18 protein-coding genes and 1 tRNA gene are annotated in these 25,339 nt (G+C 60.5%); 13 read left to right on the top strand and 6 right to left on the bottom strand.

All coding sequences use genetic code 11. The features are described 5' to 3' along the window. The first annotated feature begins 65 nt into the window (after positions 1-65). The 12 genes from ACYSTU_RS04345 (at position 66) to ACYSTU_RS04400 (ending at position 14,985) form a co-directional block, all read left to right on the top strand. Positions 66-3,812 carry a bifunctional diguanylate cyclase/phosphodiesterase gene (locus tag ACYSTU_RS04345; protein ID WP_498996292.1) on the top strand — a complete coding sequence of 1,249 codons (3,747 nt, stop codon included), beginning with the start codon at positions 66-68 and terminating at the stop codon, positions 3,810-3,812. Positions 3,813-3,827: 15 nt separating this feature from the next. Continuing rightward, positions 3,828-3,904, top strand: a tRNA-Ile gene (locus ACYSTU_RS04350). A 179-nt stretch (positions 3,905-4,083) separates the two neighbouring features. Next, positions 4,084-4,545, top strand: coding sequence for an Lrp/AsnC family transcriptional regulator (locus ACYSTU_RS04355; protein WP_016772879.1), 462 nt, complete (start codon positions 4,084-4,086; stop codon positions 4,543-4,545). 215 nt (positions 4,546-4,760) lie between these two features. After that, positions 4,761-6,443 (top strand): flavin monoamine oxidase family protein, encoded by a 1,683-nt coding sequence (locus ACYSTU_RS04360; RefSeq protein WP_016772878.1) that lies wholly within the window; start codon positions 4,761-4,763, stop codon positions 6,441-6,443. 12 nt (positions 6,444-6,455) lie between these two features. Further along, entirely contained in the window at positions 6,456-7,250 is a 795-nt protein-coding gene (locus tag ACYSTU_RS04365; RefSeq protein WP_498996296.1) for a carbon-nitrogen hydrolase family protein, read from the top strand. 38 nt (positions 7,251-7,288) lie between these two features. Beyond that, on the top strand, positions 7,289-9,700 hold the full coding sequence (pqqF, locus tag ACYSTU_RS04370) for a pyrroloquinoline quinone biosynthesis protein PqqF (RefSeq protein WP_498996298.1): 2,412 nt from the start codon (positions 7,289-7,291) through the stop codon (positions 9,698-9,700). Positions 9,701-9,856: 156 nt separating this feature from the next. After that, the gene (pqqA, locus tag ACYSTU_RS04375) at positions 9,857-9,931 is read left to right on the top strand and encodes a pyrroloquinoline quinone precursor peptide PqqA (protein WP_003444522.1); all 75 of its coding nucleotides are present in this window, start codon (positions 9,857-9,859) and stop codon (positions 9,929-9,931) included. 81 nt (positions 9,932-10,012) lie between these two features. After that, positions 10,013-10,924: a pyrroloquinoline quinone biosynthesis protein PqqB gene (gene pqqB, locus ACYSTU_RS04380; protein ID WP_498996301.1), complete on the top strand. Its 912-nt coding sequence runs from the start codon at positions 10,013-10,015 to the stop codon at positions 10,922-10,924. 139 nt (positions 10,925-11,063) lie between these two features. Next, complete coding sequence (gene pqqC, locus ACYSTU_RS04385) at positions 11,064-11,816, top strand: pyrroloquinoline-quinone synthase PqqC (RefSeq protein ID WP_110603572.1); 753 nt, start codon at positions 11,064-11,066, stop codon at positions 11,814-11,816. Then, a complete protein-coding gene (gene pqqD, locus ACYSTU_RS04390; protein ID WP_016772874.1) occupies positions 11,813-12,088 on the top strand; it encodes a pyrroloquinoline quinone biosynthesis peptide chaperone PqqD in 276 nt (91 codons plus the stop codon). Before pqqC ends, pqqD begins: the two co-directional genes overlap by 4 nt. Then, complete coding sequence (gene pqqE, locus ACYSTU_RS04395) at positions 12,060-13,220, top strand: pyrroloquinoline quinone biosynthesis protein PqqE (RefSeq protein ID WP_498996305.1); 1,161 nt, start codon at positions 12,060-12,062, stop codon at positions 13,218-13,220. The genes pqqD and pqqE overlap by 29 nt, the downstream gene beginning before the upstream one ends. Further along, entirely contained in the window at positions 13,186-14,985 is a 1,800-nt protein-coding gene (locus tag ACYSTU_RS04400; RefSeq protein ID WP_498996308.1) for an alpha/beta hydrolase family protein, read from the top strand. The genes pqqE and ACYSTU_RS04400 overlap by 35 nt, the downstream gene beginning before the upstream one ends. Positions 14,986-15,130: 145 nt before the next feature. On the opposite strand, the gene ACYSTU_RS04405 is transcribed toward ACYSTU_RS04400, so the two are convergent. After that, complete coding sequence (locus ACYSTU_RS04405) at positions 15,131-15,289, bottom strand: YqaE/Pmp3 family membrane protein (RefSeq protein ID WP_003228885.1); 159 nt, start codon at positions 15,287-15,289, stop codon at positions 15,131-15,133. 192 nt (positions 15,290-15,481) lie between these two features. Continuing rightward, complete coding sequence (locus tag ACYSTU_RS04410; RefSeq protein ID WP_498996312.1) at positions 15,482-16,708, bottom strand: aspartate aminotransferase family protein; 1,227 nt, start codon at positions 16,706-16,708, stop codon at positions 15,482-15,484. 169 nt (positions 16,709-16,877) lie between these two features. Between ACYSTU_RS04410 and ACYSTU_RS04415 the strand changes: the two genes are divergently transcribed. Further along, complete coding sequence (locus ACYSTU_RS04415; protein WP_122705714.1) at positions 16,878-17,792, top strand: LysR family transcriptional regulator; 915 nt, start codon at positions 16,878-16,880, stop codon at positions 17,790-17,792. Positions 17,793-18,020: 228 nt separating this feature from the next. Here ACYSTU_RS04415 and ACYSTU_RS04420 read toward each other — a convergent pair whose 3' ends face one another. The 4 genes from ACYSTU_RS04420 to ACYSTU_RS04435 form a co-directional block, all read right to left on the bottom strand. Further along, the gene (locus tag ACYSTU_RS04420) at positions 18,021-19,799 is read right to left on the bottom strand and encodes an acyl-CoA dehydrogenase C-terminal domain-containing protein (RefSeq protein WP_016772869.1); all 1,779 of its coding nucleotides are present in this window, start codon (positions 19,797-19,799) and stop codon (positions 18,021-18,023) included. Between the two features lie 155 nt (positions 19,800-19,954). Beyond that, a complete protein-coding gene (locus ACYSTU_RS04425) occupies positions 19,955-21,751 on the bottom strand; it encodes an acyl-CoA dehydrogenase C-terminal domain-containing protein (RefSeq protein ID WP_136493067.1) in 1,797 nt (598 codons plus the stop codon). A gap of 90 nt (positions 21,752-21,841) precedes the next feature. After that, complete coding sequence (locus ACYSTU_RS04430; RefSeq protein WP_024014563.1) at positions 21,842-23,131, bottom strand: GGDEF domain-containing protein; 1,290 nt, start codon at positions 23,129-23,131, stop codon at positions 21,842-21,844. Between the two features lie 191 nt (positions 23,132-23,322). Further along, a complete protein-coding gene (locus ACYSTU_RS04435) occupies positions 23,323-25,128 on the bottom strand; it encodes a phenylacyl-CoA dehydrogenase (protein WP_024014564.1) in 1,806 nt (601 codons plus the stop codon). Positions 25,129-25,339: the final 211 nt, after the last annotated feature.

Genomic DNA, 25,339 nt, shown 5'->3' on the forward strand with positions numbered 1-25,339 from the left:
GCCCTCCCCGCCGCGTACCCCGTCTACACTCGAAACAATCATCCCCAAGCCGTGACGAGAGCGTTATGCCCAGACTGGCGCCCGTGATTTTTCTGCTGTCATTGATGATCTGCACCGCCACGGCTGACGCGCTGACTCTCACCGATGAAGAACGCAGCTGGCTGGCGGCTCACCCTGACTTGCGCCTGGGTGTCGACGCGTCGTGGCCGCCTTTCGAATTTCGTGACGATCAGAACCGCTATCAGGGTCTGGCCGCTGACTATATCGACGTGATTCGCCAACGCCTGGCGATCAAGCTGACGCCGATCGAACCGGCAAGCTGGACGGTGGTGCTGGAGCAGGTGAAAAAAGGCAAGATCGATTTGCTGCCGGGGATCATGTCCACGCCGGAGCGCCAGAGTTACTTGTCATTTACCCGGCCGTACCTCGACTTCCCGATCGTCATACTTGCCCATGTCGGCGGCGCCCAGCCGCGCAAACTCGACGACCTCTACGGTCTGAAAATCGCCGTGGTGGAAAACTACGCCCCCCACGAACTGCTGCGTACTCACCACCCCGATCTGAATCTGGTCGCCATGCCCAATGTCAGCTCGGCGCTGCAAGCTTTGGCGACCGATGAAGTGGACGCGGTGGTCGGCGATCTCGCTTCCAGCGTGTGGAGCCTGCGCCAACTCAAGCTCGACGGCCTCTACGTCAGCGGCGAAACCCCATATCGCTATCAATTGGCGATGGCCGTGCCCCGCGACAACAAGGTGCTGGTCGGGATACTTGATAAAGTCCTCGCCGACATGACTCCGGCGGAAATCAGTAGCATCCAGGAACATTGGGTCGGCAATGTGCTCGACCACCGCACGTTCTGGTCGGACCTGCTGATGTACGGCCTGCCCGGTCTGTTGCTGCTGATGACGATCCTCGCCGTGGTGATTCGCATCAACCGCCGCCTGAGTTCGGAAATCAGCCGGCGCATCGACCTCGAACAGGAATTGCGCAGTAGCGAATATCACTACCGTGGCCTGGTAGAGAGCTTGTCGGCGATCGCCTGGGAAGCGCGGATGAGCGACTTCACCTACAGCTATGTTTCGCCCCATGCTGAAGACCTGCTCGGTTATCCACAGTCTCACTGGCTGATTCCGGGCTTCTGGCACAACATCATTCACCCGGCCGACCTGACCCGCACGCAGAACTATTGCAGGGAAGCGCTGCGCCAGGGCCGTGATCACATCGTCGACTATCGCGTGATCACCGCCGACGGCCGCTGCCTGTGGGTGCGCGACATTGTCAGCCTGATCGAGCATGGCCACGAACCGGTGATGCGCGGGTTGATGATCGATATCAGCGAAATCAAACGCACCGAAGAAGCGCTGCGGCTGTCCGAGCAGAAGTTCGCGTCAGTGTTCGAGCAATGCCCGGACATTCTGGTGATTGCACGCCTGTCCGACGGCTGCCTGCTGGAGGTCAACGAGGCCTTCGAGGAGCAGATCGGCCTCAGGGCCGAGGACGTGATCGGGCAGACCGCCACCAACCTCAATATCTGGGGCATTCCCGGCGTCGGGCCGGGCCTTTTGCAGCGTTTGCAGGCCGGCAGTATCCGTAATCTGGAAATGCCCTTTCGCCGCAACAACGGCCAATTGTTCACCGGGCTGATTTCCGCCGAACCCTTCGACCTCGATACCACGCCGGCGCTGGTAGTCGTGGTGCGCGACATCAGCCAGCTCAAGGAAACCCAACAGCAACTGCAAACCTCTGAAGAGAAGTTCGCCAAGGCTTTCCATGCGTCGCCGGATGGCCTGTTGCTGTCGCGCCAGAGCGACGGCCTGCTGCTGGAGGTCAACGAAGGTTTCAGCCGCATCACCGGTTTCAACAGCGCCATGTCAGTGGATCGTTCGACGCTGGATCTGGGTATATGGGTCAACCTCAACGAACGCAAACAGATGCTCGACCTGCTGCAACGCGACGGTTTCGTCCGCGACTTCACATGCCACATCCGTCGCAGCGACGGGCAGATTCGCCTGTGCGAAGTGTCCAGTCGACCGCTGCCGATTGGCGACGAGGATTGCATGCTGACCATCGCCCGCGACATCACCGAACGCCATCTCATGCAGGAAAAACTGCAGCAGGCCGCGACCGTTTTCGAGAGCACCGCCGAGGGCGTATTGATCACCGATACTCAACAACACATCAGCGCCGTCAATCGTGCTTTCACCGAAATCACCGGTTACAGCGAAAGTGAAGCGCTGGGCCACACCCCACGCTTGCTGGCCTCAGGGCTGCATGACAGCGCTTTCTACGCTGCGATGTGGCATCAATTGACCGACGAGGGACACTGGCAAGGCGAGATTTCCAACCGGCGCAAGAACGGCGAGCTGTACCCGAGCTGGCTGACCATCAGCGCGGTGCGCAATCGCGACAAGTTCATCACTCACTTCGTCGCGGTGTTCGCCGATATTTCCAGCCTCAAGCACGCCCAGGCCAAACTCGATTATCAGGCCCACCACGACCCGCTCACCGGTTTGCCCAACCGCACCTTGTTCGAGAGCCGCCTGCAAATGGCCCTGACCAGCCAGCAGGAAAATGGCGGCCAGGGCGCGGTGCTGTTTCTCGATCTCGACCGTTTCAAACACATCAACGACAGCCTCGGCCACCCGGTCGGCGACCTGTTGCTCAAGGGCATCGCCGTGCGCTTGAAAGAACAACTGCGCGATATCGACACGGTCGCGCGATTGGGCGGTGACGAATTCATCATCCTGTTGCCAGGCTTGCAGCAAGCCAGCGACGCCGACAACATCGCGACGAAACTGCTCAACTGCTTCGGTGCGCCGTTCCAGGCCGGCGAACACGAGTTCTTTATCAGCGCCAGCATCGGCACCAGCCTCTATCCCCGCGACGGTTGCGATGTGGCCACGCTGGTGAAAAACGCCGACGCGGCGATGTACCGCTCCAAAGCCAAAGGACGCAACCGCGTTGAAAGCTACACCCGCGACCTCACTGCCCAAGCCAGCGAGCGCATAGCGCTGGAACACGAACTGCGCCGCGCCATCGAGCGCGATGAGCTGTTTCTCTATTACCAACCGAAAATCAGCCTGGTCGATCACAGTCTGGTCGGCGCAGAGGCGCTGATTCGCTGGCGCCACCCGACCTTCGGCGACGTGCCGCCCGAGCATTTCATTCCGCTCGCGGAAGAAAACGGCATGATCCTGCAGATCGGTGACTGGGTGCTGGAGACCGCTTGCCGGCAGATGTTCGAGTGGAACGAGATCTACCAACCGTTGGGGCCGCTTTCGGTAAACCTCGCCGGTGCGCAATTGCGTCAGCCCAACCTCTTGGTGCGCATCGAACAACTGCTCAAGGACAACCACCTCAGGCCGGATTTACTGCAACTGGAAATTACCGAGAATTTCATCATGAGTCAGGCCGAAGAGGCGCTGGCGGTGCTGCACCAACTCAAACACCTCGGTGTGCAACTGGCGATCGACGACTTCGGCACCGGCTACTCCTCGCTCAGCTACCTCAAACGCCTGCCGCTGGACATCCTCAAGATCGACCAGTCCTTCGTCCGCGGACTGCCTGACGACCCCCACGACGCAGCCATTGTGCGCGCCATCATCGCGCTCGGTCGCAGCATGCAATTCACCGTGATTGCCGAAGGCGTGGAAACCCAGGCGCAACAACAATTCCTCGCTGCTGAAGGGTGCGAACAGATACAGGGCTACATCGTCAGCCTGCCGCTGCCACCGGAGGAATTCGCCGCGACGTTTCTGCATATAACCGTATCGGATTTTTCGGATAGCACAGCCGCGAAACCGTCGCTATAATCCGCGGCCTACTGAGGGCCTATAGCTCAGTTGGTTAGAGCAGAGGACTCATAATCCTTTGGTCCACGGTTCGAGTCCGTGTGGGCCCACCAAATTGAAAAGCCGCGCTGAATGCGCGGCTTTTTTGTGGGCGAGTGGTTGGGTTTCGTCTTGGCGGGCGCAACGTTCTGGAACTGCGCAAGAAAATCCGTTTGAGAGAACGCTGAGAGCCCCAACGCGATTGTCCCTGTAACATCCTTAACCTGATTGTCCCATGCCTCCGGAGTCCCCCTTGCCAGACACCCGCCAACCCATCCTCGACGAAATCGACCGCCAGCTGATCGCCGCGCTGCAGATCAACGCCCGTGAAAGCGTGGCCATGCTCGCCCGTCAGCTAGGCATTGCTCGCACGACGGTGACGTCGCGTCTGGCCCGCCTGGAAAAGGCCAAAGTGATCACCGGTTACGGTGTGCGCCTCGGTCAGCGTGTGGTCGATGGTGGTTTGCAAGCCTACGTCGGAATCAAGGTGCAGCCGCGTTCCGGCAAGGACGTGCTGCGACGTTTGAGTGCGATGGCGCAGGTGCAGCAGCTGTGTGCGGTGAGTGGCGAGTTTGATTACGTGGCGTGGTTGCGCACCGATTCGCCGGAGCAGTTGGATCAGTTGCTGGATCAGATCGGCAGCGTCGATGGGGTGGAGAAAACCACGACTTCGATCATTCTGAGTAGCAAGATTGATCGCGGGCAGCCGGTCTGAGCATTGGCCGGGCATTCTGGCTGAGCCGCTTCGCAAGCAGGCCCGCTCCCACTTCTTTGGTCGGTATGCAGCCCGCAATCGTCATTCTGCACAACAATCAGGCAAAACGACGACAAATTGCGTCTTATTAACGCGCTCCACGCTCCCTAGAATGGCTGGCATCTTTTCCTATACTCAGACGCGAATCCTGCGTCGGGTCGCCAATAAGGTCAGCCATGAACAAGAACAATCGCCATCCTGCAGACGGAAAAAAACCAGTCACCATTTTCGGTCCGGACTTTCCGTTCGCGTTTGACGACTGGATCGAGCATCCCGCCGGCCTGGGGAGCATTCCCGAGCAGCACCATGGCGCTGAGGTGGCGATTGTCGGCGCGGGTATTGCCGGTCTGGTGGCTGCGTATGAACTGATGAAACTCGGTCTGAAGCCGGTGGTGTACGAGGCGTCGAAACTCGGCGGTCGTCTGCGCTCGCAAGCCTTCAACGGCACCGACGCCATCGTCGCCGAGCTTGGCGGCATGCGCTTTCCAGTGTCCTCCACCGCGTTCTATCACTACGTCGACAAGCTCGGCCTCGAAACCAAGCCTTTTCCCAACCCGTTGACCGGCGCTTCTGGTAGCACCGTGATCGATCTGGAAGGCGAAACCTATTACGCCGAAAGCCTCAAGGATCTTCCTGCATTGTTTCAGGAAGTGGCTGACGCCTGGGCAGATGCGCTGGAAGCCGGTTCGCAGTTCTCCGACATCCAGCAAGCCATCCGTGATCGCGATGTGCCGCGCCTGAAAGAGCTGTGGAACAAGCTGGTGCCGCTGTGGGACGACCGGACCTTTTACGACTTCGTCGCCACCTCGAAAGCCTTCGCCAAATTGTCGTTCCAGCACCGCGAAGTGTTCGGTCAGGTCGGTTTCGGCACCGGCGGCTGGGATTCAGACTTTCCCAATTCGATGCTGGAAATCTTCCGCGTGGTAATGACCAATTGCGACGATCACCAGCACCTGGTGGTCGGTGGCGTCGAGCAGGTGCCGCAGGGCATCTGGCGCCATGTGCCGGAGCGCTGCGTGCACTGGCCGGCGGGCACCAGCCTGAAATCACTGCACCGTGGCGCACCGCGTTCCGGTGTGAAGAAAATCGCTCACGCACCGCAAGGCCGTTTCGCCGTAACCGACAACAACGGTGACACCCGCGAATACGCCGCCGTCCTGACAACCTGCCAGAGCTGGCTGCTGACCACTCAGATCGAATGCGACGAAACCCTGTTCTCGCAGAAGATGTGGATGGCCCTCGACCGCACACGCTACATGCAGTCGTCGAAAACCTTCGTGATGGTCGACCGGCCATTCTGGAAGGACAAAGATCCAGAAACCGGCCGCGATGTGATGAGCATGACCCTCACCGATCGCCTGACCCGCGGCACCTATCTGTTCGACAATGGTGACGACAAGCCGGGGGTGATCTGCCTGTCGTACTCGTGGATGAGCGACGCGCTGAAAATGCTCCCGCATCCGGTAGAAAAACGCGTTGAGCTGGCATTGAACGCGCTGAAAAAGATCTACCCGAAAGTCGACATCGCCGCGCGGATCATCGGCGATCCGATCACCGTGTCGTGGGAAGCCGATCCGTACTTCCTCGGCGCCTTCAAGGGCGCCCTGCCCGGCCATTACCGCTACAACCAGCGCATGTACGCGCACTTCATGCAGGACGACATGCCGGCCGAGCAGCGCGGGATCTTCATCGCTGGCGACGATGTGTCATGGACGCCCGCGTGGGTTGAAGGCGCGGTGCAGACCTCGCTCAACGCGGTGTGGGGCATCATGAAACATTTCGGCGGTTCGACACATAAAGAGAACCCGGGCCCGGGTGATGTGTTCAAAGACATCGGCCCTATCGCCCTGCCCGAGTAAGAGGATTCCCCGATGCGCGTAGCCGTTTACCAATGTCCACCGCTGCCACTGGACCCCGCCGCCAACCTGCAGCGCCTGCATCAGGTAGCGATGGAGGCCAAGGGCGCCGACCTGCTGGTGCTGCCGGAGATGTTCATGACCGGCTACAACATCGGCGCCGAAGCGGTGAGCACGCTGGCCGAGGTCTACAACGGTGAATGGGCGCAGCAGATCGGCCGGATTGCCAAGGCTGCGGGTCTGGCGATCGTTTACGGTTATCCGGAGCGCACCGCCGACGGGCAGATCTACAACGCCGTGCAACTGATCGACGCCCACGGCGAGCGCCTGTGCAACTATCGAAAGTCGCATCTGTTTGGCGATCTCGACCGGTCGATGTTCAGCCCCGGTGACTCCGACTTGCCGGTGGTTGAATTGAACGGCTGGAAGCTCGGCTTCCTGATCTGCTACGACCTGGAGTTTCCGGAAAACGCGCGGCGCCTGGCCTTGGCCGGCGCCGAGCTGATCGTGGTGCCGACGGCGAACATGATTCCGTTCGACTTCGTCGCCGATGTCACCGTGCGTGCCCGCGCCTTCGAAAACCAGTGCTACGTGGCTTATGCCAATTACTGCGGGCATGAAGGCGATATTCAGTATTGTGGGCAAAGCAGCGTTGCCGCACCGGACGGCAGCCGCATCGCCCTGGCAGGTCTGGACGAGGCACTGATCGTCGGTGAACTGGACCGCCAATTGATGAACGACTCACGCCAGGCCAATCGCTATCTCAGCGATCGCCGCCCGGAGCTTTACGGCGCGCTCAACCGCCGCTAATCCGCTAGCATGGGCACTTCACTGTTCTGGAAGTGCCCATGCCCGCGCCGACTCATCCCCGCCCCCACTCTGAAACCCTGGCCAACGGCCTGCGCGTGACCCTGCGCCACGTGCCCGGTCTCAAGCGCAGCGCTGCGGCGTTGCGCGTGGCGGCCGGCAGCCATGACGTGCCGGTGGCATGGCCGGGGCTGGCGCATTTTCTCGAGCACTTGCTGTTCCTCGGCACCGAGCGTTTTCCCACAGACGAAGGGCTGATGGCCTACGTGCAACGTCACGGCGGGCAGGTGAATGCCAGCACCCGCGAGCGCACCACGGACTTTTTCTTCGAGTTGCCTGTGTCGTCCTTCAGCGCGGGGCTCGAGCGTTTGTCAGACATGCTCGCCCGGCCACGTATGAATCTGGACGATCAACTGCGTGAACGAGAAGTGCTGCAGGCCGAATTCGTCGCCTGGTCGCAGGATCCGACAGCGCAGCAGCAGTTTGCCTTGTATGAAGGTTTGCCAACGGAGCATCCGTTGCGTGGGTTTCATGCGGGCAATCGGGACAGCTTGCAGGTCGAATCGCCTGGGTTTCAGTCGGCGCTGCAAGACTTCCATCAGCGCTTTTATCGAACCGGGCAAATGAGCCTGAGTCTGGTCGGGCCACAAAGTATCGATGAGCTTCGGGAGCTGGCGCAGCAATTCGCAGCGGTGTTGCCGGTTGGGGATAAAGTTGCCCAGGCCGCACCGCCACCGTTGGCAGTGAAAAGTTATCAACAGGTCGGCGCTCACACGAACCTGTTATTTGCTTTCGACGCGTTGCCCGAGTCATCCGCCGAGGCGATGGCTTTTCTCTGTCATTGGTTGAATAGCGCAAAACCTGGTGGATTGCTCGCATACCTGCATCAACAGAATCTGGCTGACAGCCTGAAAGCCACGCCGCTTTACCAGTTCGCCGGCCAAGCGCTGCTGCATCTTCAATTCCATGCTGGCGGCGACCGCCTGGATACCATTCGCGAACGCCTGCTGGATTGGCTGAGCTTCTTCGCCCGTCAGGACTGGACACCGATGCGCGAGGAATACGCCGCCCTGCTTCAGCGCCAGCAGCAAGTCAGCGGCGCATTGCAACTGGCGCGAACCGACATCGAGCAGCAAGCATTCGGCCTGTCCGAATCCGGCGCTACCGCACTTGAGCACATCCTTCGCGAGATCGGCGTTGTGGATAACTTCAGCGATCATTGGCATCTGCCCGCCGCCAATCCTTTCTTGCGCGCCAGTGAACCGCTGGCCAACGCCGGGCTGATTCGCGGCCAGACCAGCGCCCACCGTGGCCTGCGCACGTTCGCCCAGGATCGCTCGCGCAGCCGTCGTGAACGGTCGCCTATGCAGTTCAGCCAGACGCTGCCGGACAACAGCGATGAAGGCGCGATTTACCTGCGTTGGCAGGTCGAGGCGGCAGCCAGCGTCGATCTGCGTTCAAGATTACAGCGCAGTCTGCAGCAAACCCGGCAAGACGCGTCCGAAGCCGGCGTGGAGTTGTCTATCGGCGCCGCAGGTAACCAATGGCTGCTGAAAATGACCGGACTTCAGGAACCGATGCCCAGTGTCCTCGAGCATGCGCTGAAATGTCTGACGATGATCGACGTCGATTCGCCGCGCGACGAGGTGCAGATACCGTCGATGCCGATCCGCCAACTACTCGAAGCGTTGCCAGAGAAATCCCTGCCCACAATTGGAACCAGCGAGGACGCCAATCAGCTGTGGACAACGTCGCGCTGGGACGGCCTCGCTCTAGGCCTCAACCAACAAACCCAATCAGCCTTGGGCCTGGCGCTGAGCCGCATTCCCGGCACACCGGACAACCAGCTAGCGGTGACACCGATCGCCCAAGCCCAGTACCACTGGTGCCAGATCAACACGGCCTCCAGCGAACACGCCTTGCTGCTGATCTGCCCAACTGCCAGCCGCGACATCGCTGATGAAGCTGCATGGCGCCTTCTGGCTCAGCTGTGCCAGACGCCTTTTTACCAGCGCCTGCGCGTCGAATTGCAATTGGGGTACGCCGTGTTCAGCGCGCTGCGTCAACTGCACGGCAGGACCGCGATTGTCTTTGGCGTGCAATCGCCGACGACTTCGGCCGCCGAGTTGCTCGAATACATTCAAGAGTTCCTAAAAAACATCTCCGCGTTGATCGAAACGCTCGATGACGCAAGCCTCAAGCAGCAGCGCCAAAGCCTCGCCGATCAGTTCGACGATGCCACGCTGTCCACCAAGGATGCCGCCGAGCTGCTGTGGCAGGGCAAACTCGCTGGCCATTCGTCGGATTACCGTGAGCAGTTGGTCGCGGCGATCCAGCAGCTGAATCGTCAGGCTTTGCTCGATGCTGCGCAGCGTCTGATCAATGCCGAGGGCGGCTGGCATTGCCTGGCCAATGAACCAATGCCGGGCACACCGTGGCAAGCGACAAACTGATCATTACCGAGGCTGCAAGGAGCTTTCTCAAAGATTCACGGGTCACGGCGTTGAAATTTTGAGTAACATAGCCGCCTAACTATTTGGAACATCACCGCGCTGCCGTGGACTATAACTATGGATAGCGCTATCCCAACCCTCAGAAGGAGACATCTCATGGCCTGGACCAAACCTGCTTACACCGACCTGCGTATCGGCTTCGAAGTCACCATGTACTTCGCCAGCCGCTGAGTTCTGCTTACGCAGATTCGCAGTGCAACGCCTCGGCTCGCCGAGGCGTTTTATTTTCCGCGTTGAAATGATGGAGCGTTCATGTTCGTCCAGATTCTGGGTTCGGCCGCCGGTGGCGGTTTTCCGCAGTGGAACTGCAACTGCGTCAACTGCGCAGGCTTTCGCGACGGCAGCCTGAAGGCCAAGGCCCGCACCCAATCGTCCATCGCCATTTCCGATGACGGCGTGAACTGGGTGCTGTGCAATGCCTCGCCGGACATCCGCGCGCAACTGCAAAGCTTCGCCCCGATGCAACCGGGCCGCGCCCTGCGCGACACCGGCATCAGCGCGATCATCCTGATGGACAGCCAGATCGACCACACCACCGGCCTGCTCAGCCTGCGCGAAGGCTGCCCGCATCAGGTCTGGTGCACGGACATGGTTCACGAAGACCTGAGCACCGGTTTTCCCCTGTTCAAGATGCTCACCCACTGGAACGGCGGGCTGGACTGGAACCGTATCGAGCTCGACCAGAGCTTCACCGTAGCGGCCTGCCCGAACCTGCGTTTCACCCCGCTGCCATTGCGCAGCGCCGCGCCGCCGTATTCGCCGCACCGTTTCGATCCGCATCCGGGCGACAACATCGGTTTGATCGTTGAAGACCTCAACACCGGCGGCAAGCTGTTCTACGCGCCTGGGCTGGGCAAGGTCGATGCGCCGCTGCTGGAAATCATGGCGGGCAGCGATTGCCTGCTGGTCGACGGCACGCTGTGGGATGACGATGAAATGCAGCGCCGTGGCGTCGGCACGCGCACCGGTCGCGAGATGGGCCACCTGGCACAGAACGGCCCCGGCGGCATGCTCGAAGTGCTGGAGCAGTTGCCCGAGCAGCGCAAGGTACTTATCCACATCAACAACACCAACCCGATCCTCGACGAGGATTCCCCGGAGCGCGCCGAGCTGGTGCGGCGTAATGTTGAAGTGGCGTTTGATGGCATGAGTATCGTGCTTTAAGCAATCGAGACCGCTGCGCGGTCTATCGCGAGCAGGCTCGCTCCCACATTGGAATGCGATCAACTGTGGGAGCGAGCCTGCTCGCGAAGAGGCCAGCACAGACACCAGAGATTTCCAGGGTTGTTCCCGGAGAACAGACATGAACGACACCCCGCTGTCCCCCACCGAATTCGAAGCGGCCCTGCGCGCCAAAGGCGCCTATTACCACATCTACCACCCGTACCACTTGGCGATGTACGAAGGCCGCGCGACCCGCGAGCAGATTCAGGGCTGGGTCGCCAACCGCTTCTACTATCAGGTGAACATTCCCCTGAAAGACGCGGCGATCCTTGCCAATTGCCCGGATCGGGAAATCCGCCGCGAGTGGATTCAGCGCTTGCTCGACCACGACGGCGCACCCGGTGAAGATGGCGGCATCGAAGCCTGGCTGCGTCTGGGCCAGGCTGTTGGCCTCGACCCAGACCAATTGCGTTCTCAGGAGCTGGTGCTGCCCGGCGTGCGTTTCGCTGTCGATGCCTACGTCAACTTCGCCCGTCGCGCCAGTTGGCAGGAGGCGGCAAGCAGCTCGCTGACCGAACTGTTCGCGCCGCAGATCCACCAGTCGCGCCTCGACAGCTGGCCGCAGCATTATCCGTGGATCGACCCGGCCGGTTACGAATACTTCCGCACCCGTCTCGGTCAGGCGCGGCGTGACGTCGAGCATGGGCTGGCGATCACGCTTGAGCATTACAAGACCCGCGAAGGCCAGGAGCGCATGCTGGAAATTCTCCAGTTCAAACTGGACATTCTTTGGAGCATGCTCGATGCCATGAGCATGGCCTATGAACTGAACCGTCCGCCGTATCACAGCGTGACCGAACAACGGGTCTGGCATAAAGGAATCATCTTATGAGTTTCGACCGCAGCAAAGTGCCGAGCTGGCGCCCGGGCTATCGCTTCCAGTACGAACCGGCGCAGAAGGGCCATGTGTTGCTGTACCCGGAAGGCATGATCAAGCTCAACGAAACGGCCGCGCTGATTGGCGGCCTGATTGACGGTGAGCGCGATGTCGCGGCAATCATTGCCGAACTCGACAAGCAGTTCCCCGGCGTGCCCGAGCTCGGTGACGACGTCGAGCAATTCATGGAGGTTGCCCGTGAGCAACACTGGCTCACCCTTGGCTGATCTGCCGGCCAAACCGCAAGTCGGCCTGCCGCTGTGGCTGCTCGCCGAGCTGACCTACCGCTGCCCGCTGCAATGCCCGTACTGCTCCAATCCGCTGGATTTCGCCGAGCAGGGCAAAGAGCTGACCACCGAGCAATGGATCAAGGTGTTCCGCGAAGCGCGGGAGATGGGCGCGGCGCAATTGGGCTTTTCCGGCGGCGAACCGCTGGTGCGTCAGGACTTGGCCGAACTTATCCGTGAAGCGCGGCAGTTGGGTTTCTACACCAACCTGATCACCTCCGGCATTGGCCTGACCGAGCAGAAAATCAGCGACTTCAAAAAGGCCGGGCTTGATCACATCCAGATCAGTTTTCAGGCCAGCGACGAGCAAGTGAACAACCTGCTCGCGGGCTCGAAAAAGGCCTTTGCGCAAAAGCTGGAAATGGCTCGCGCAGTGAAGGCCCACGGCTATCCGATGGTGCTGAACTTCGTCACCCATCGGCACAACATCGACAAGATCGACCGCATTATCGAACTGTGCATTGCGCTGGAGGCTGACTTCGTCGAACTCGCCACTTGCCAGTTCTATGGCTGGGCGCAGCTCAACCGTGTCGGTCTTTTGCCGACCAGGGAGCAACTGGTGCGCGCCGAACGCATCACCAACGAATACCGGGCCAAGCTGGAAGCCGAAGGGCATCCGTGCAAGCTGATTTTCGTCACTCCGGACTATTACGAAGAACGCCCGAAAGCCTGCATGAACGGCTGGGGCAGCATCTTCCTGACCGTCACCCCGGACGGCACCGCCCTGCCCTGCCATGGTGCCCGCCAGATGCCTGTGCAGTTTCCCAACGTGCGCGAGCACAGCATGCAGCACATCTGGTATGACTCGTTCGGCTTCAACCGTTTTCGCGGTTACGACTGGATGCCCGAGCCGTGCCGCTCTTGCGACGAGAAAGAAAAAGACTTCGGCGGCTGCCGCTGCCAGGCGTTCATGCTCACCGGTGATGCCAGTAATGCCGACCCGGTGTGCAGCAAGTCCGAACATCATGGCGTGATCCTCAAGGCCCGCGAAGAAGCCGAGAGCGCCACTCAAACCATCGAACAATTGGCCTTTCGCAATGAACGAAACTCACGCCTCATCGCCAAGGGCTGAGCCTTTCAGCGCCGCCCAGGCCGTCGCCGCCGGAACCGACTTCGCCGAACTGCAGCTCGGCGCCCATGGCGTGTTGTGGAATGAATATCGCCCCGAGGACGCCGCGTGCAGAATCTGGCATTGGCGCGATGGCATGGCGAAACGTCTGACGCCGGACGGTTTCAGCGTGCGTAGCCGCGTGTACGAATATGGCGGTGGTGCGTTTTGTCTGACGCCTGACGGGGTGGTTTTCGTCAATGAAGCGGATCAGCAGATGTATCAGCAGGCGCTGGATGGCGAGCCGGTCGCGCTGACGTCGACTGACTGCCGCTACGGCGATCTGCAATTCGCCGCTGGCCGGGTGTTGGCGGTCGAAGAGCAGCAGGATCGACATCGCCTGGTGGCGATTGATCTGGCGACCGGCACGCGCAAGGTGCTGGCCGAAGGTGCTGATTTCTACGCGTCGCCAACGCTGAGCCCCGACGGCCAGCGGTTGGCATGGATCGAGTGGAGCCGACCGCATCAGCCGTGGACCTCGACGCGGTTGATGATTGCGGAAGGTGATTTTTCTGCGCCTCGTTGTATTGCCGGCGAGCAGATCGAGGAGTCGATCCAGCAGCCGCGTTTCGACGCCGACGGCCGGCTCTACTGCCTGACAGATCGTGGCGGCTACTGGCAGCCATGGGTCGAAACGTCCGATGGCTTGCACGCGCTACCGAGTGCCGAGGCCGATCACGCGCCTGCGCCCTGGCAACTGGGCGGCTGCACGTGGCTGCCTGTCGGTGATCAATTCTTAGCCAGCTGGAGCGAGGATGGTTTCGGTCGCCTGGCCCTTGGCGATGAAGATTTCAGCGGCGACTACAGCCGCTTCCGCCACCTGGCGATGGATCAACAGTTCATCTATTGCATTGCCGCAACGCCGGTGAGCCCGTCAGCAGTGATTGCCATTGATCGTGTCTCGCATGCCGTGAAAATCCTCGCTGGCGGCGTGGCTCCATTGCCCGCCGAACGCATCAGCCGTCCGCAGACCTTGCGTTATCCGAGCGGCTCCGGCGAGGCGCACGGTTTCTTTTACCCGGCCATGAGCGGTGAAGCGAAACCGCCGCTGGTGGTGTTCATCCACGGCGGCCCGACGTCGGCGTGCTATCCGATCCTCGATCCGCGCATCCAGTACTGGACGCAGCGCGGCTTTGCCGTCGCCGACCTCAACTATCGCGGCAGCAGTGGCTATGGTCGCGAATATCGGCAAGCGCTGCATCTGCGCTGGGGCGAGGTGGATGTCGAGGATGCCTGCGCGGTGGTGAGTTATCTCGCTGACCAAGGTCTGATCGATGGTGACCGCGCGTTCATTCGCGGTGGCAGTGCAGGTGGTTACACCACATTGTGCGCACTGGCGTTCAGGCAGGTTTTCCGCGCAGGCGCCAGCCTCTATGGCGTCAGCGATCCGGTGGCTTTGGCACGGGCCACGCACAAGTTCGAGGGCGATTATCTGGACTGGCTGATCGGCGATCCCGAGGGAGATGCCGAACGCTATGCCGCCCGCACGCCATTGCTGCACGCAGACAATATTCGCGTGCCGGTGATTTTCTTCCAGGGTGAACTGGACGCGGTGGTCGTGCCGCAACAGACCCGCGACATGGTCGCGGCGCTGGAGCACAACGGCATCCCGGTCGAAGCGCATTACTACCCTGACGAACGTCACGGCTTTCGTCGCGCGGCCAACCAGGCGCATGCACTGGAGCAGGAGTGGACGTTTTATCGGCGGGTGATGGGACTGGTTGACTGAGCCCTCACTTTGAGACTGCGTCGCTCCAATCGCGGGCAAGCCCGCTCCCACAGGTTATTTGGTGTACACAAAAATTGTGATCACTCATAACACTGTGGGAGCGGGCTTTTTGCCCGCGATAGCTATTGATCAGACGCCGCCGTACTCAACGCTTGGCGATGATATACACCGCATGCACGATCCCCGGAATGTAGCCGCACAACGTCAGCAGAATGTTCAGCCAGAACGCCCCGCCAAACCCGACCTGCAGAAACACGCCCAGTGGCGGCAACAGAATAGCGATGATGATACGAATGAAATCCATGGGGCAGCTCCTCAATGGGGGTTGGCTCACTTGAGCCATACAAGCTAATCGACCTGCGCCGTTCGTCAGGGTTCATTACGCTTGCTATTTGATCGCCAGCATCACAAAAAAACGCCCCACGCCAAAAGAATCAGGCGTGGGGCGTGCGTTATACCGCGAGACGGTTCGGGTAATCGGTTGGGGCACCTCAGCTCAGACGGCAATGCCCTTGCGGCATTGCAATTGGGCGGTGCGCACTCGCGAGAAGGCGCGGCCCAGGCGCAGGAGCATTTCGTCGATGTTCGCTTTGCTGACAGTGAGGGCGGGGGTGAAGCGCAGGCAGTCAGGCTGCGCGGCGTTCAATATCAGGCCTTCGTGAAGTGCAGCGTGAACGACGGCGTCGGCGCATTCGTCGGACAGCGTCAGCCCATGGAACAGGCCTTGGCCGCGCAACTCGCCGTGACCGTAGCGGTGCGCCAGTCGCGCCAGGCCTTCGCGCAGGTGCTGGCCGTTGTCGTTGACCTGCTGAAGGAAGCTTCGGTCATGGATGCTGTCGAGCACCACCAGACCGGCCGCCGTGATCAAGGCGTTGCCGTGATGGGTGCCGCTCAGCTCGCCGGTGGCAAAGCAGCAGGCCTTGCCTCGCGCCAGCAAGGCCGCCAGCGGCAAGCCGCCGCCGAGGCCTTTGCCGAGCACGACGATATCGGCGCGAATCCCGTAGGACTGTTCGGCAAGCAAGCTGCCGCAGCGGCCCAGACCAGTTTGCACTTCGTCGAGAATCAGCAGAATGCCCAGGTCACGACACAGTCGCTCGACCCCTTTGAGGTAGTGCTCGGTCGCGGGAATAACCCCGGCATCGCTCTGGATCGGCTCCAGCATGATTGCCACGGTCTGCGCATCAACCGCCGCATGCAGCGCCGGCAGGTCGTTGAATGGCACTCGATCGACCGTCGCCAGACTGCGGCCATGGCAACCCTGCTGCGCCACGATGATCCGCGAAGCGCCACCGCGATGCAGTTGGCCCCATTTGCGCGCCAGTTTGATCGCCGCCTCACAAGCCTCGCTGCCACTGTTGAGCAGGTATGCCTGATCGCTGGACGTGCTGGCGCACAGACGTTCGGCGAGGCTGAACATGCCGCGACTATGCAGATTGCAGCCTGGATTGATCAGCGCCTGAGCCTGATTGGCGATGGCTTTGACCAGCGCTGTGGGGCTGTGGCCAAGGCTGTTGGCGCCGCCGGCCTGGGAAAAGTCGAGGTAGGCGCGATCATTGCTGTCCCACAGCCAGGAACCCTGGCCGCGAACGAACACTTGATGCGGCCGCTCGACACTGGGCATCAGGCGTTGGGCATTGAGCTGGTCGGTCATAGCGGATGGCCCCGCCTCGAAGCAGAGGTCATCCAGACTCGGCGTCTGGCGCCGCAAACTGAACAGATTCATGCGGAAAAACCTCGCTTGAGGTTTTTTGAACTGCCTATGTAAGCACTAACGTAGCAAATGGAATTCGTCACGCTTTCTGGCCCTGCAAGCCTTGTGAATGCGGTTAGACTAGGCGCGCAAACGGCTTCAGGCCATTTCGATTTTTCAGCCATTTCGATAAGCGCTACTTATGGATTTCAAACAACTGCGTTATTTCGTCGCGGTCTACGAAGAAGGCCATGTCGGCCGTGCGGCTGAGCGCTTGTCGATCTCGCAACCGGCGCTGTCGCAACAGATCCGTCAGTTGGAGCAGAATCTCGACGTCACCCTGTTCGAGCGCAGCAGTAAACGCCTGCTGCCGACCCTCGCTGCGCACACGCTGTACAACCACGCGCTGCCGTTGCTCGATGGCTTGCAGCGGGCGCGCGAGGCGTTGGGTAATTTCAAGGGGCAGGCGTTGCGCACCCTGGCGATCGGTGTGTTGCAAACGGTGCACACCAGCCTCGTGCCGCAAATGCTCGAGCGTGTGCGCAAGGCGCAGCCGCATCTGGTGGTGCAGATCTATGAACTTACGGGCCTGGAAATCGAACGGCGTCTGCTCAATGGTTCGCTAGACATCGGCATCAGCTATCTGCCACCGCGCCAACCCGGTCTGCACGGGGTGTTGCTGTATGAAGATGAACTGACGCTGGTGATCCCGGCAGACCATCCCTTGCGCGAGTTCAAGAAAGTCTCGATGCGCCAAGCTGCTGAGCTGCCAATGCTGCTGCTCGGTGAGGAGTTTCAGATTCGGCAGATCTGGCAGGCACAACTGACCAGCCTCGGTCGACGCCCGCAGGTGCAGGCCGAGCTGAACAATATGTTGGGGATTCTCGATAGCCTGCCGCACACCAGGCTGGCAACGGTGCTACCGGGACGTTCGCAAAAGGAATACGACGATGAAGATCTGCTGTGGAAACCGCTGAGCGAGCCACGGGTGCCGTTGCAAGTTGGCCTGGTGTGCCGTGATGTGCAACGCCAGCAGGCCTCGTTGGCATTGCTGCGGACATTGCTTGAAGAGGTGATCGATCGCGAAATGAAGCCGCCTCTCGATCCGCTTGCCTGAAACTTTCCTTCAGGCAAAAGAAAACCCCGCCGAAGCGGGGCTTTGCAGACTGTTTCCCTGACATCCATTTCACTCCGCCACCCTGGCAGAATCCTACGTGTCCGTGTTGTTTACTTTGCGCTTCCTGCGCGACGTCCATGAAATGTAGATTAGCCGTGGATCCAATATACGGATATGGGAGAACAGCAGCACGTCACGTAAGCAAATGCTTACATGACGTCTACAGGATCAAAACTGTGCCGCATCCAGCAGGAACAGCGATTCGCTACCGGCTTTGACCGACGCGCTCAACGAGTGGATACGCGGCAGCAGGCGGGCGAAATAGAAGCGCGCGGTGCCCAGCTTGCTCGCATAGAAATCATCTTGCGCTTCCTTGCCCAGCGAGGCTTTGGCCATCAACGCCCACATGTAGGCGTAAGCGGTGTATCCGAACGCTTGCAAATATTCGACCGAGGCCGCGCCGATTTCGTTCGGATTGTTTTTCGCCCGGTCCAGCAGCCACGCGGTCAGCTCGTCGAGGGTGTCGACGGCATCGTTCAACGGCTTGGTGAACTCGCCCAGATCAGCACTGGCGGTTGCCGTGAAATGGCGGATCTCGTCAGCGAACAGTTGGTAGAACGCACCGCCACTGCCAACGATCTTGCGCCCGACCAGGTCCAGCGCCTGAATGCCGTTGGTGCCTTCGTAGATCTGGGTGATGCGCACGTCACGCACCAGTTGCTCCTGGCCCCACTCGCGGATGTAGCCGTGGCCGCCGAAAATCTGCTGGCCGTGGACAGTGGTTTCCAGACCCAGGTCGGTCAGAAAGGCTTTCGCTACCGGCGTCAGCAACGCCACCAGATCTTCCGCGCGCTTGCGGGTGGTCGCGTCTTCACTGAACTTGGCGGTGTCCAGTTGCATCGCCACATACGTGGAGAACGCACGGCCGCCTTCGTTCGAGGCTTTCATGGTCAGCAGCATGCGTCGCACGTCCGGGTGGACGATGATCGGGTCAGCGACTTTGTCCTTGTTCTGCGCGCCGGTCGGCGAACGGCTCTGCAGACGATCGCGCGCATATTCAACAGCGTTCTGATAAGAGCGCTCGCCTGTAGCCAGGCCTTGAATGCCAACGCCCAAGCGCTCGTAGTTCATCATGGTGAACATCGCCGCCAGGCCTTTGTTGGGCTCGCCGACCAGATAGCCGACGGCTTCGTCGAAGTTCATCACGCAGGTCGCCGAGGCCTGGATGCCCATCTTGTGCTCGATGGACCCGCAGTTGGCCGGGTTACGCGCACCTAGGCTGCCGTCGGCATTGACCATGAACTTCGGCACCAGGAACAGCGAAATGCCTTTCGGACCGGCCGGGGCATCAGGCAGCTTGGCCAGTACCAGATGAATGATGTTCTCGGTGAGGTCGTGTTCACCGCCGGTGATGAAGATCTTGGTGCCGCTGACCTTGTAGGAACCGTCGGCCTGAGGTTCGGCTTTGGTGCGAATGATCCCCAGATCGGTGCCAGCGTGCGGCTCGGTCAGGCACATGGAACCGGCCCAGATGCCGGCGTACATGTTCGGCAGGTACGCAGCTTTCAGTTCTTCGCTGGCATGCGCATTGATCGACAGGCAGGCGCCGGCGGTCAGCATCGGATACAGACCGAACGCCAGGCTGGCGGAGTTGACCATTTCTTCGACCTGCGCCGACACGGCTTTGGGCATGCCCATGCCGCCGTAGGCCGGGTCACCGCCGACGCCGACCCAGCCGCCTTCGGCATAAGTCTGATAAGCCTGTGGGAAACCGGCCGGCGTGGTGACGGCACCGTCCGCCCAATGGCAACCTTCCTCGTCAGCGGCACGGCTCAGCGGCGCGATGCTTTTGCTGGTGACCTTGCCGGCCTCTTCGAGAATCGCTTCAACGGTTTCGGCGTCGACGGTCTCGGCCAGCGCCGGCAGCTCGGCCCAGAGTTTGGCGACTTCGAACACTTCATTGAGGACGAAGCGCATATCGCGCAGCGGCGCTTTGTAGTCAGCCATGGCAAACCTCGCAAGATCTAAACAGGTGGTTCGTGGAATGATATTTTCTGAGCCCGAGTGTACCTCAACAACTTTTGCGACACATAGGGTCAGCCGGTGACTGATTTGTTATTTTTGGTCACCGGCAAAAGATCGCTGCGATCTTTCGATCTGCCCTACAAAGCAAAAGCCTGCGCCGGCAAATTCATCAAACAATCACTGCCCGCCTCGATCGCTGCCTGATGCGCAGCCGTACGCGGCAACAAGCGCTTGAAGTAGAACTCGCACGTCGCCAGTTTGCCCTTGAGAAAATCAGCCTCACCCTCGCCCGCCTCCAGCTGTGCCTGGGCAACCAACGCCATGCGCAGCCACAGGTAGCCCAGGATGATGTAGCCGCTGTACATCAGGTAATCCACCGATGCGGCGCCGACTTCGTCCGGGTTCTTCATGGCGGCCATGCCGACCTTCATGGTCAGGTCGCCCCACTGTTGATTGAGCCCGTCAAGTTGCGCGACGAAGCCGCCCAATTGCGCGTGGTCGGCGTTCGTTGCGCAGAACTTGTGGACGATTTTGGTAAAGCCGCGCAGCAGCTTGCCCTGACTGCCCAGCACCTTGCGCCCAAGCAGGTCGAGCGCTTGAATGCCATTGGTGCCTTCGTAGATCGGCGCAATCCGGCAATCGCGCACCAGTTGCTCCATGCCCCACTCACGAATGAAGCCGTGGCCGCCGAATACCTGCATGCCGTGATTGGTCACTTCCAGCCCGGTGTCGGTCATGAACGCCTTGCAGATCGGCGTGAGGAACGCCAACAGGTCTTCGGCTTCCTGACACGCCTCGGCGTCGCTGCTCAGGTGCGCGACATCGAGCATCTGCGCGGTGAAATAGGTCAGCGCGCGGTTGCCTTCGTTGAAGGCTTTCATGGTCAGCAACATGCGCCGCACATCGGGGTGGACGATGATCGGGTCAGCAGGTTTTTCCGGGGCCTTGGCGCCGGTCAGCGCGCGCATCTGCAGGCGGTCATTGGCGTACTTGATCGCACCCTGAAAACTCGCCTCGCCCAGACACAGCCCCTGCATGCCGGTGCCGAGCCGCGCGTGGTTCATCATGGTGAACATGCAGTTGAGGCCTTTGTTCGGCTCGCCGATCAGGTAACCGGTGGCGGCATCGAAGTTCAGCACGCAGGTGGCTGAAGCCTTGATGCCCATCTTGTGCTCGATCGAGCCGCAGGAAACGCCATTGCGCTCTCCCGCTTCGCCTGCTGCATCGGGCAGAAACTTGGGCACGATAAACAGGGAAATGCCCTTGGTTCCGGCCGGTGCGTCCGGGAGTTTGGCCAGGACCAGATGGATGATGTTGTCGCTCAGGTCATGCTCGCCGGCGGAAATGAAAATCTTGCTGCCAGTGATCGCGTAGCTGCCGTCGGCCCGTGGCACCGCGCGGGTCTTGATGATGCCCAGATCGGTGCCGCAGTGGGCTTCGGTCAGGCACATGGTGCCGGTCCACTGGCCAGCGGTGAGTTTGCTCAGGTAGGTGTCTTTCTGCTCGGCGGTACCGTGGGCGTGGATCGCCGACATCGCGCCGTGGGTCAGGCCGGGGTACATGCCCCAGGACGTGTTGCTGGAGCCGACCATTTCGCTGATCACCAGTCCCAGCGAACTCGGCAACCCTTGGCCACCGTAAGCGGGATCAGCCGCCAAACCGTGCCAGCCGCCCTCGACATATTGTGCGAAGGCCTGCTTGAAGCCTGTAGGCGTTGTCACCACGCCGTTGTCGAAATGGCAGCCCTCTTCATCGCCGCTGCGATTGAGCGGGGCCAGCACGTTCTCGCAGAACTTCGCGCCTTCTTCGAGGATCGCGCTGATCATGTCCGGGCTGGCGTCATGCGCGCCGAGACTGGCGTAGCTGGAGTGGAAGTCGAAGACGTGATCGATCAGAAAGCGCATGTCGCGCAGGGGAGCTTTGTACTCGGGCATGGTGGCTTCTCCGTCAGCAGATTCCTCCAACCTACTGCTGGCCACCACGCGCGACAATCACTGTGCAGGCGCTGAATGCGCCGTCATCACTCAACCCGCAGCAGCGTCCATGCGCACCGCGCCACGGCGGTTCTGCCCGAACGCCATGACGCAGTTACGCCCGGCGCCCTTGGCGCTGTACAACGCCTGGTCGGCGGACTTGAGCACTTCTTCAGGAGTGCGCTGCTCGACACGTTCGGCGACGCCGATACTTACCGTCACCGACACCGCCGAAGCCCCGGCACCGCTGCGGCGCTGGCGCCCTTGCTGATCATCCTGCGGGCGGTTTTCCTGGTTGCGTAACTGAATGCTGTAAGACGCAATCGACTCACGGATCACTTCCAGGTGCGGCATGCACTCCTCAAGGGTTTTGCCTGCAAACACCAAGGCAAATTCCTCACCGCCGTAGCGATACGCCCTACCGCCACCGCTGATTTTCGACAGTTTGCTGGCGACCAGCCGCAGCACCTGATCACCGACATCGTGGCCGTGGGTGTCGTTGAATTTCTTGAAGTGATCGACGTCGCTCATCGCCAGGACATAGTTGCGCCCCAGTCGCTGCATGCGTTCGTTGAGCGCACGTCGTCCCGGCAGGCCGGTGAGCTCGTCGCGGAAGGCCATTTGATAGGCCTCATGCGCAACGGCGGCGGCGATCATCAGCATCACCTGGCTGCACATGATGTTCAGGGTGAACGGCAGAATGAAGGTCTTCGGCAGCATCCAGAACACCCCGAGCAAGCCGACCAGTTGCGCCGCGTGCAGCGGGCGCGGGTTGCGCCAGTATTGCCAGGCCAGGAGCAGGAAGGCCGAGATGAACACCGGATAGGACAACTGGATCAGGCTCATCCATGCCCCGTGCAGCGCCGGCCAGCGGATCTCCGACAACCACAGCAGCAGCGCCTGTGGGTAACTTTGCTCCAGTCCCAGCGCCACGCTGCCAAATGCCAGCAGCACGGCAAAGCGCGCGACCATGTCCTGAAACAGATGGGTACGTTCCTGCCATGCGGCGAATAATCCGAACAACAACGGCAGCAGCAGGCAGACCAGATGAAACACCACCGCAGCGTCTTCGCGGACCTTGCCGTTGTCGCGGTAGAAATCGGTCTGGGTGTCCAGCAGAAAGTAGGCGATGTACACCGTCAGCATCAGAAACAGTTCGCGCTGACGTCGGTACACCGCGCAATACGCGCCACCGAGGAGCAGAACCAATGTCGGCAGGACGTTGAACAGCGATGTGAAGAATACGCTGAGGTCTTTGACGTACGCAGCCGCCAGCCCCGCAAGCAATAACAGCAGTGATGGCAGGAAATGGCTGAAACGCACAGCGGAAGAACGCGGCAAGGGTAAGCTCCGACCCGTCATAGCAAAGAGATGGCATTGTGCCTGCAAAGTGCGGCCAAGCCCATACAATGTGATCCAGATCACACACGGTCTCTGTAACGGCCGGAAGCTCGACTATCTGAGCGATCCGCAAACAAAAAAACCGCTGCCCCCTAACGGGAGCAGCGGTTTTCGTCAGACTGCGTTAAGGCTTAGTAGCCCAGTGCGAAGTCTTCTTCTTTCATGTCCATCAGGTTGCCAGCACCCGACAGCATAGTGGCCACGTGGGTACGGGTACGCGGCAGGATGCGCTGGAAGTAGAAGCGCGCGGTTTGCAGCTTGGCGGTGTAGAACGCCTCGTCGCTGGTGCCGGCAGCCAGTTTTTCCGCAGCCAGACGCGCCATGTCCGCCCAGAAGTAGGCCAGGCAGGCATAACCGGAGTACATCAGGTAGTCCACGGAGGCCGCGCCGACTTCTTCGCGGTCTTTCATGGCGGCCATACCGACCTTCATGGTCAGCTCGCCCCATTCCTTGTTCAGTGCAGCCAGCGGCGCGACGAATTCCTGAACGGCTTCGTTGCCTTCGTTGGTCTGGCAGAACTTGTGGACGATCTTGGTGAAGCCTTTCAAAGCTTCGCCTTGAGTCATCAACACTTTACGGCCGAGCAGGTCGAGAGCCTGGATGCCGGTGGTGCCTTCGTACAGCATCGAAATGCGGCTGTCGCGAACGTTCTGCTCCATGCCCCACTCGGCGATGAAACCGTGGCCGCCGTAGATCTGCACGCCGTGGTTGGCGGCTTCGAAACCGACTTCGGTCATGAACGCTTTGGCGATCGGGGTCATGAACGCCAGCAGGGCGTCAGCTTTCTTCTTCTCTTCTTCATCGACGCCGTATTTGACGATGTCGACCTGCTTCGCAGTGAAGTAGACCATCGCGCGGTTGCCTTCGGCGAATGCCTTCATGGTCAACAGCATGCGGCGCACGTCCGGGTGGACGATGATCGGGTCAGCGGCTTTGTCCGGCGCTTTCGGGCCAGTCAGCGAGCGCATTTGCAGGCGATCACGAGCGTATTTCAGACCGCCCTGGAAGCCGATTTCGGCGTGAGCCAGTCCTTGCAGTGCGGTACCGAGGCGAGCGGTGTTCATAAAGGTGAACATGCAGTTCAGACCCTTGTTCGCCGGGCCGATCAGGTAACCAGTGGCGCCGTCGAAGTTCATCACGCAGGTAGCGTTGCCGTGGATGCCCATCTTGTGTTCCAACGAACCGCAGCTCACTGCGTTGCGCGCGCCAATGGTGCCATCGGCGTTTGGCAGGAACTTTGGAACGATGAACAGCGAGATGCCTTTGGTGCCAGCCGGAGCATCCGGCAGGCGGGCCAATACGATGTGGACGATGTTGTCCGCCATGTCGTGTTCACCGGCCGAGATGAAGATCTTGGTGCCGGAAACTTTGTAGGAACCGTCGGCCTGAGGCTCGGCCTTGGTACGCAGCATGCCCAGGTCGGTGCCGCAGTGCGGTTCGGTCAGGCACATGGTGCCGGTCCATTCGCCGGAGACCAGTTTGGTCAGATAGGCTTCCTGCTGCTCAGGGGTGCCGTGCTCGGAGATGGTGTTCATCGCACCGTGCGACAGGCCTGGGTACATGCCCCACGACCAGTTGGCTTCGCCGACCATTTCGCTCACCGCCAGGCCCAGCGACTCAGGCAGACCTTGGCCGCCGTGCTCAACGTCGTGGGCCAGGCTTGGCCAGCCGCCTTCGACGAATTGCTTGTACGCCTCTTTGAAGCCAGTCGGGGTTTTCACGCCGGACTCGCTCCAGGTGCAACCTTCGATGTCGCCCACGCGGTTCAGCGGCGCCAGTACCTGCTCACAAAACTTGGCGCCTTCCTCGAGGATGGCGTCAACCATGTCCGGCGTGGCGTCTGCGCACGCTGGCAGGCTCTGATAGTGCGCTTCGTAGCCGAGCAGCTCGTCACGAACGAAGCGAATATCACGCAAGGGGGCCTTGTAGTCAGGCATAGCGATAAACCTCTGCTGATGTAACCGGGAATGAACGACCGTGTTGAGTTGTTGTGACGGTCAAACAGTTGTTTGAAACATACGTTTACGCCGAAATCTTGTCAAGCATCGTTCTTTTGCCGTTCGTCATCACGTTCTCCAAATGCCGGAAACGAGAAATCGCCGCGACTTCACGTAAGCCACGGGCGTTATAAAAAGATTAGTTGAGCAA

Source organism: Pseudomonas glycinis (genome assembly GCF_054871425.1).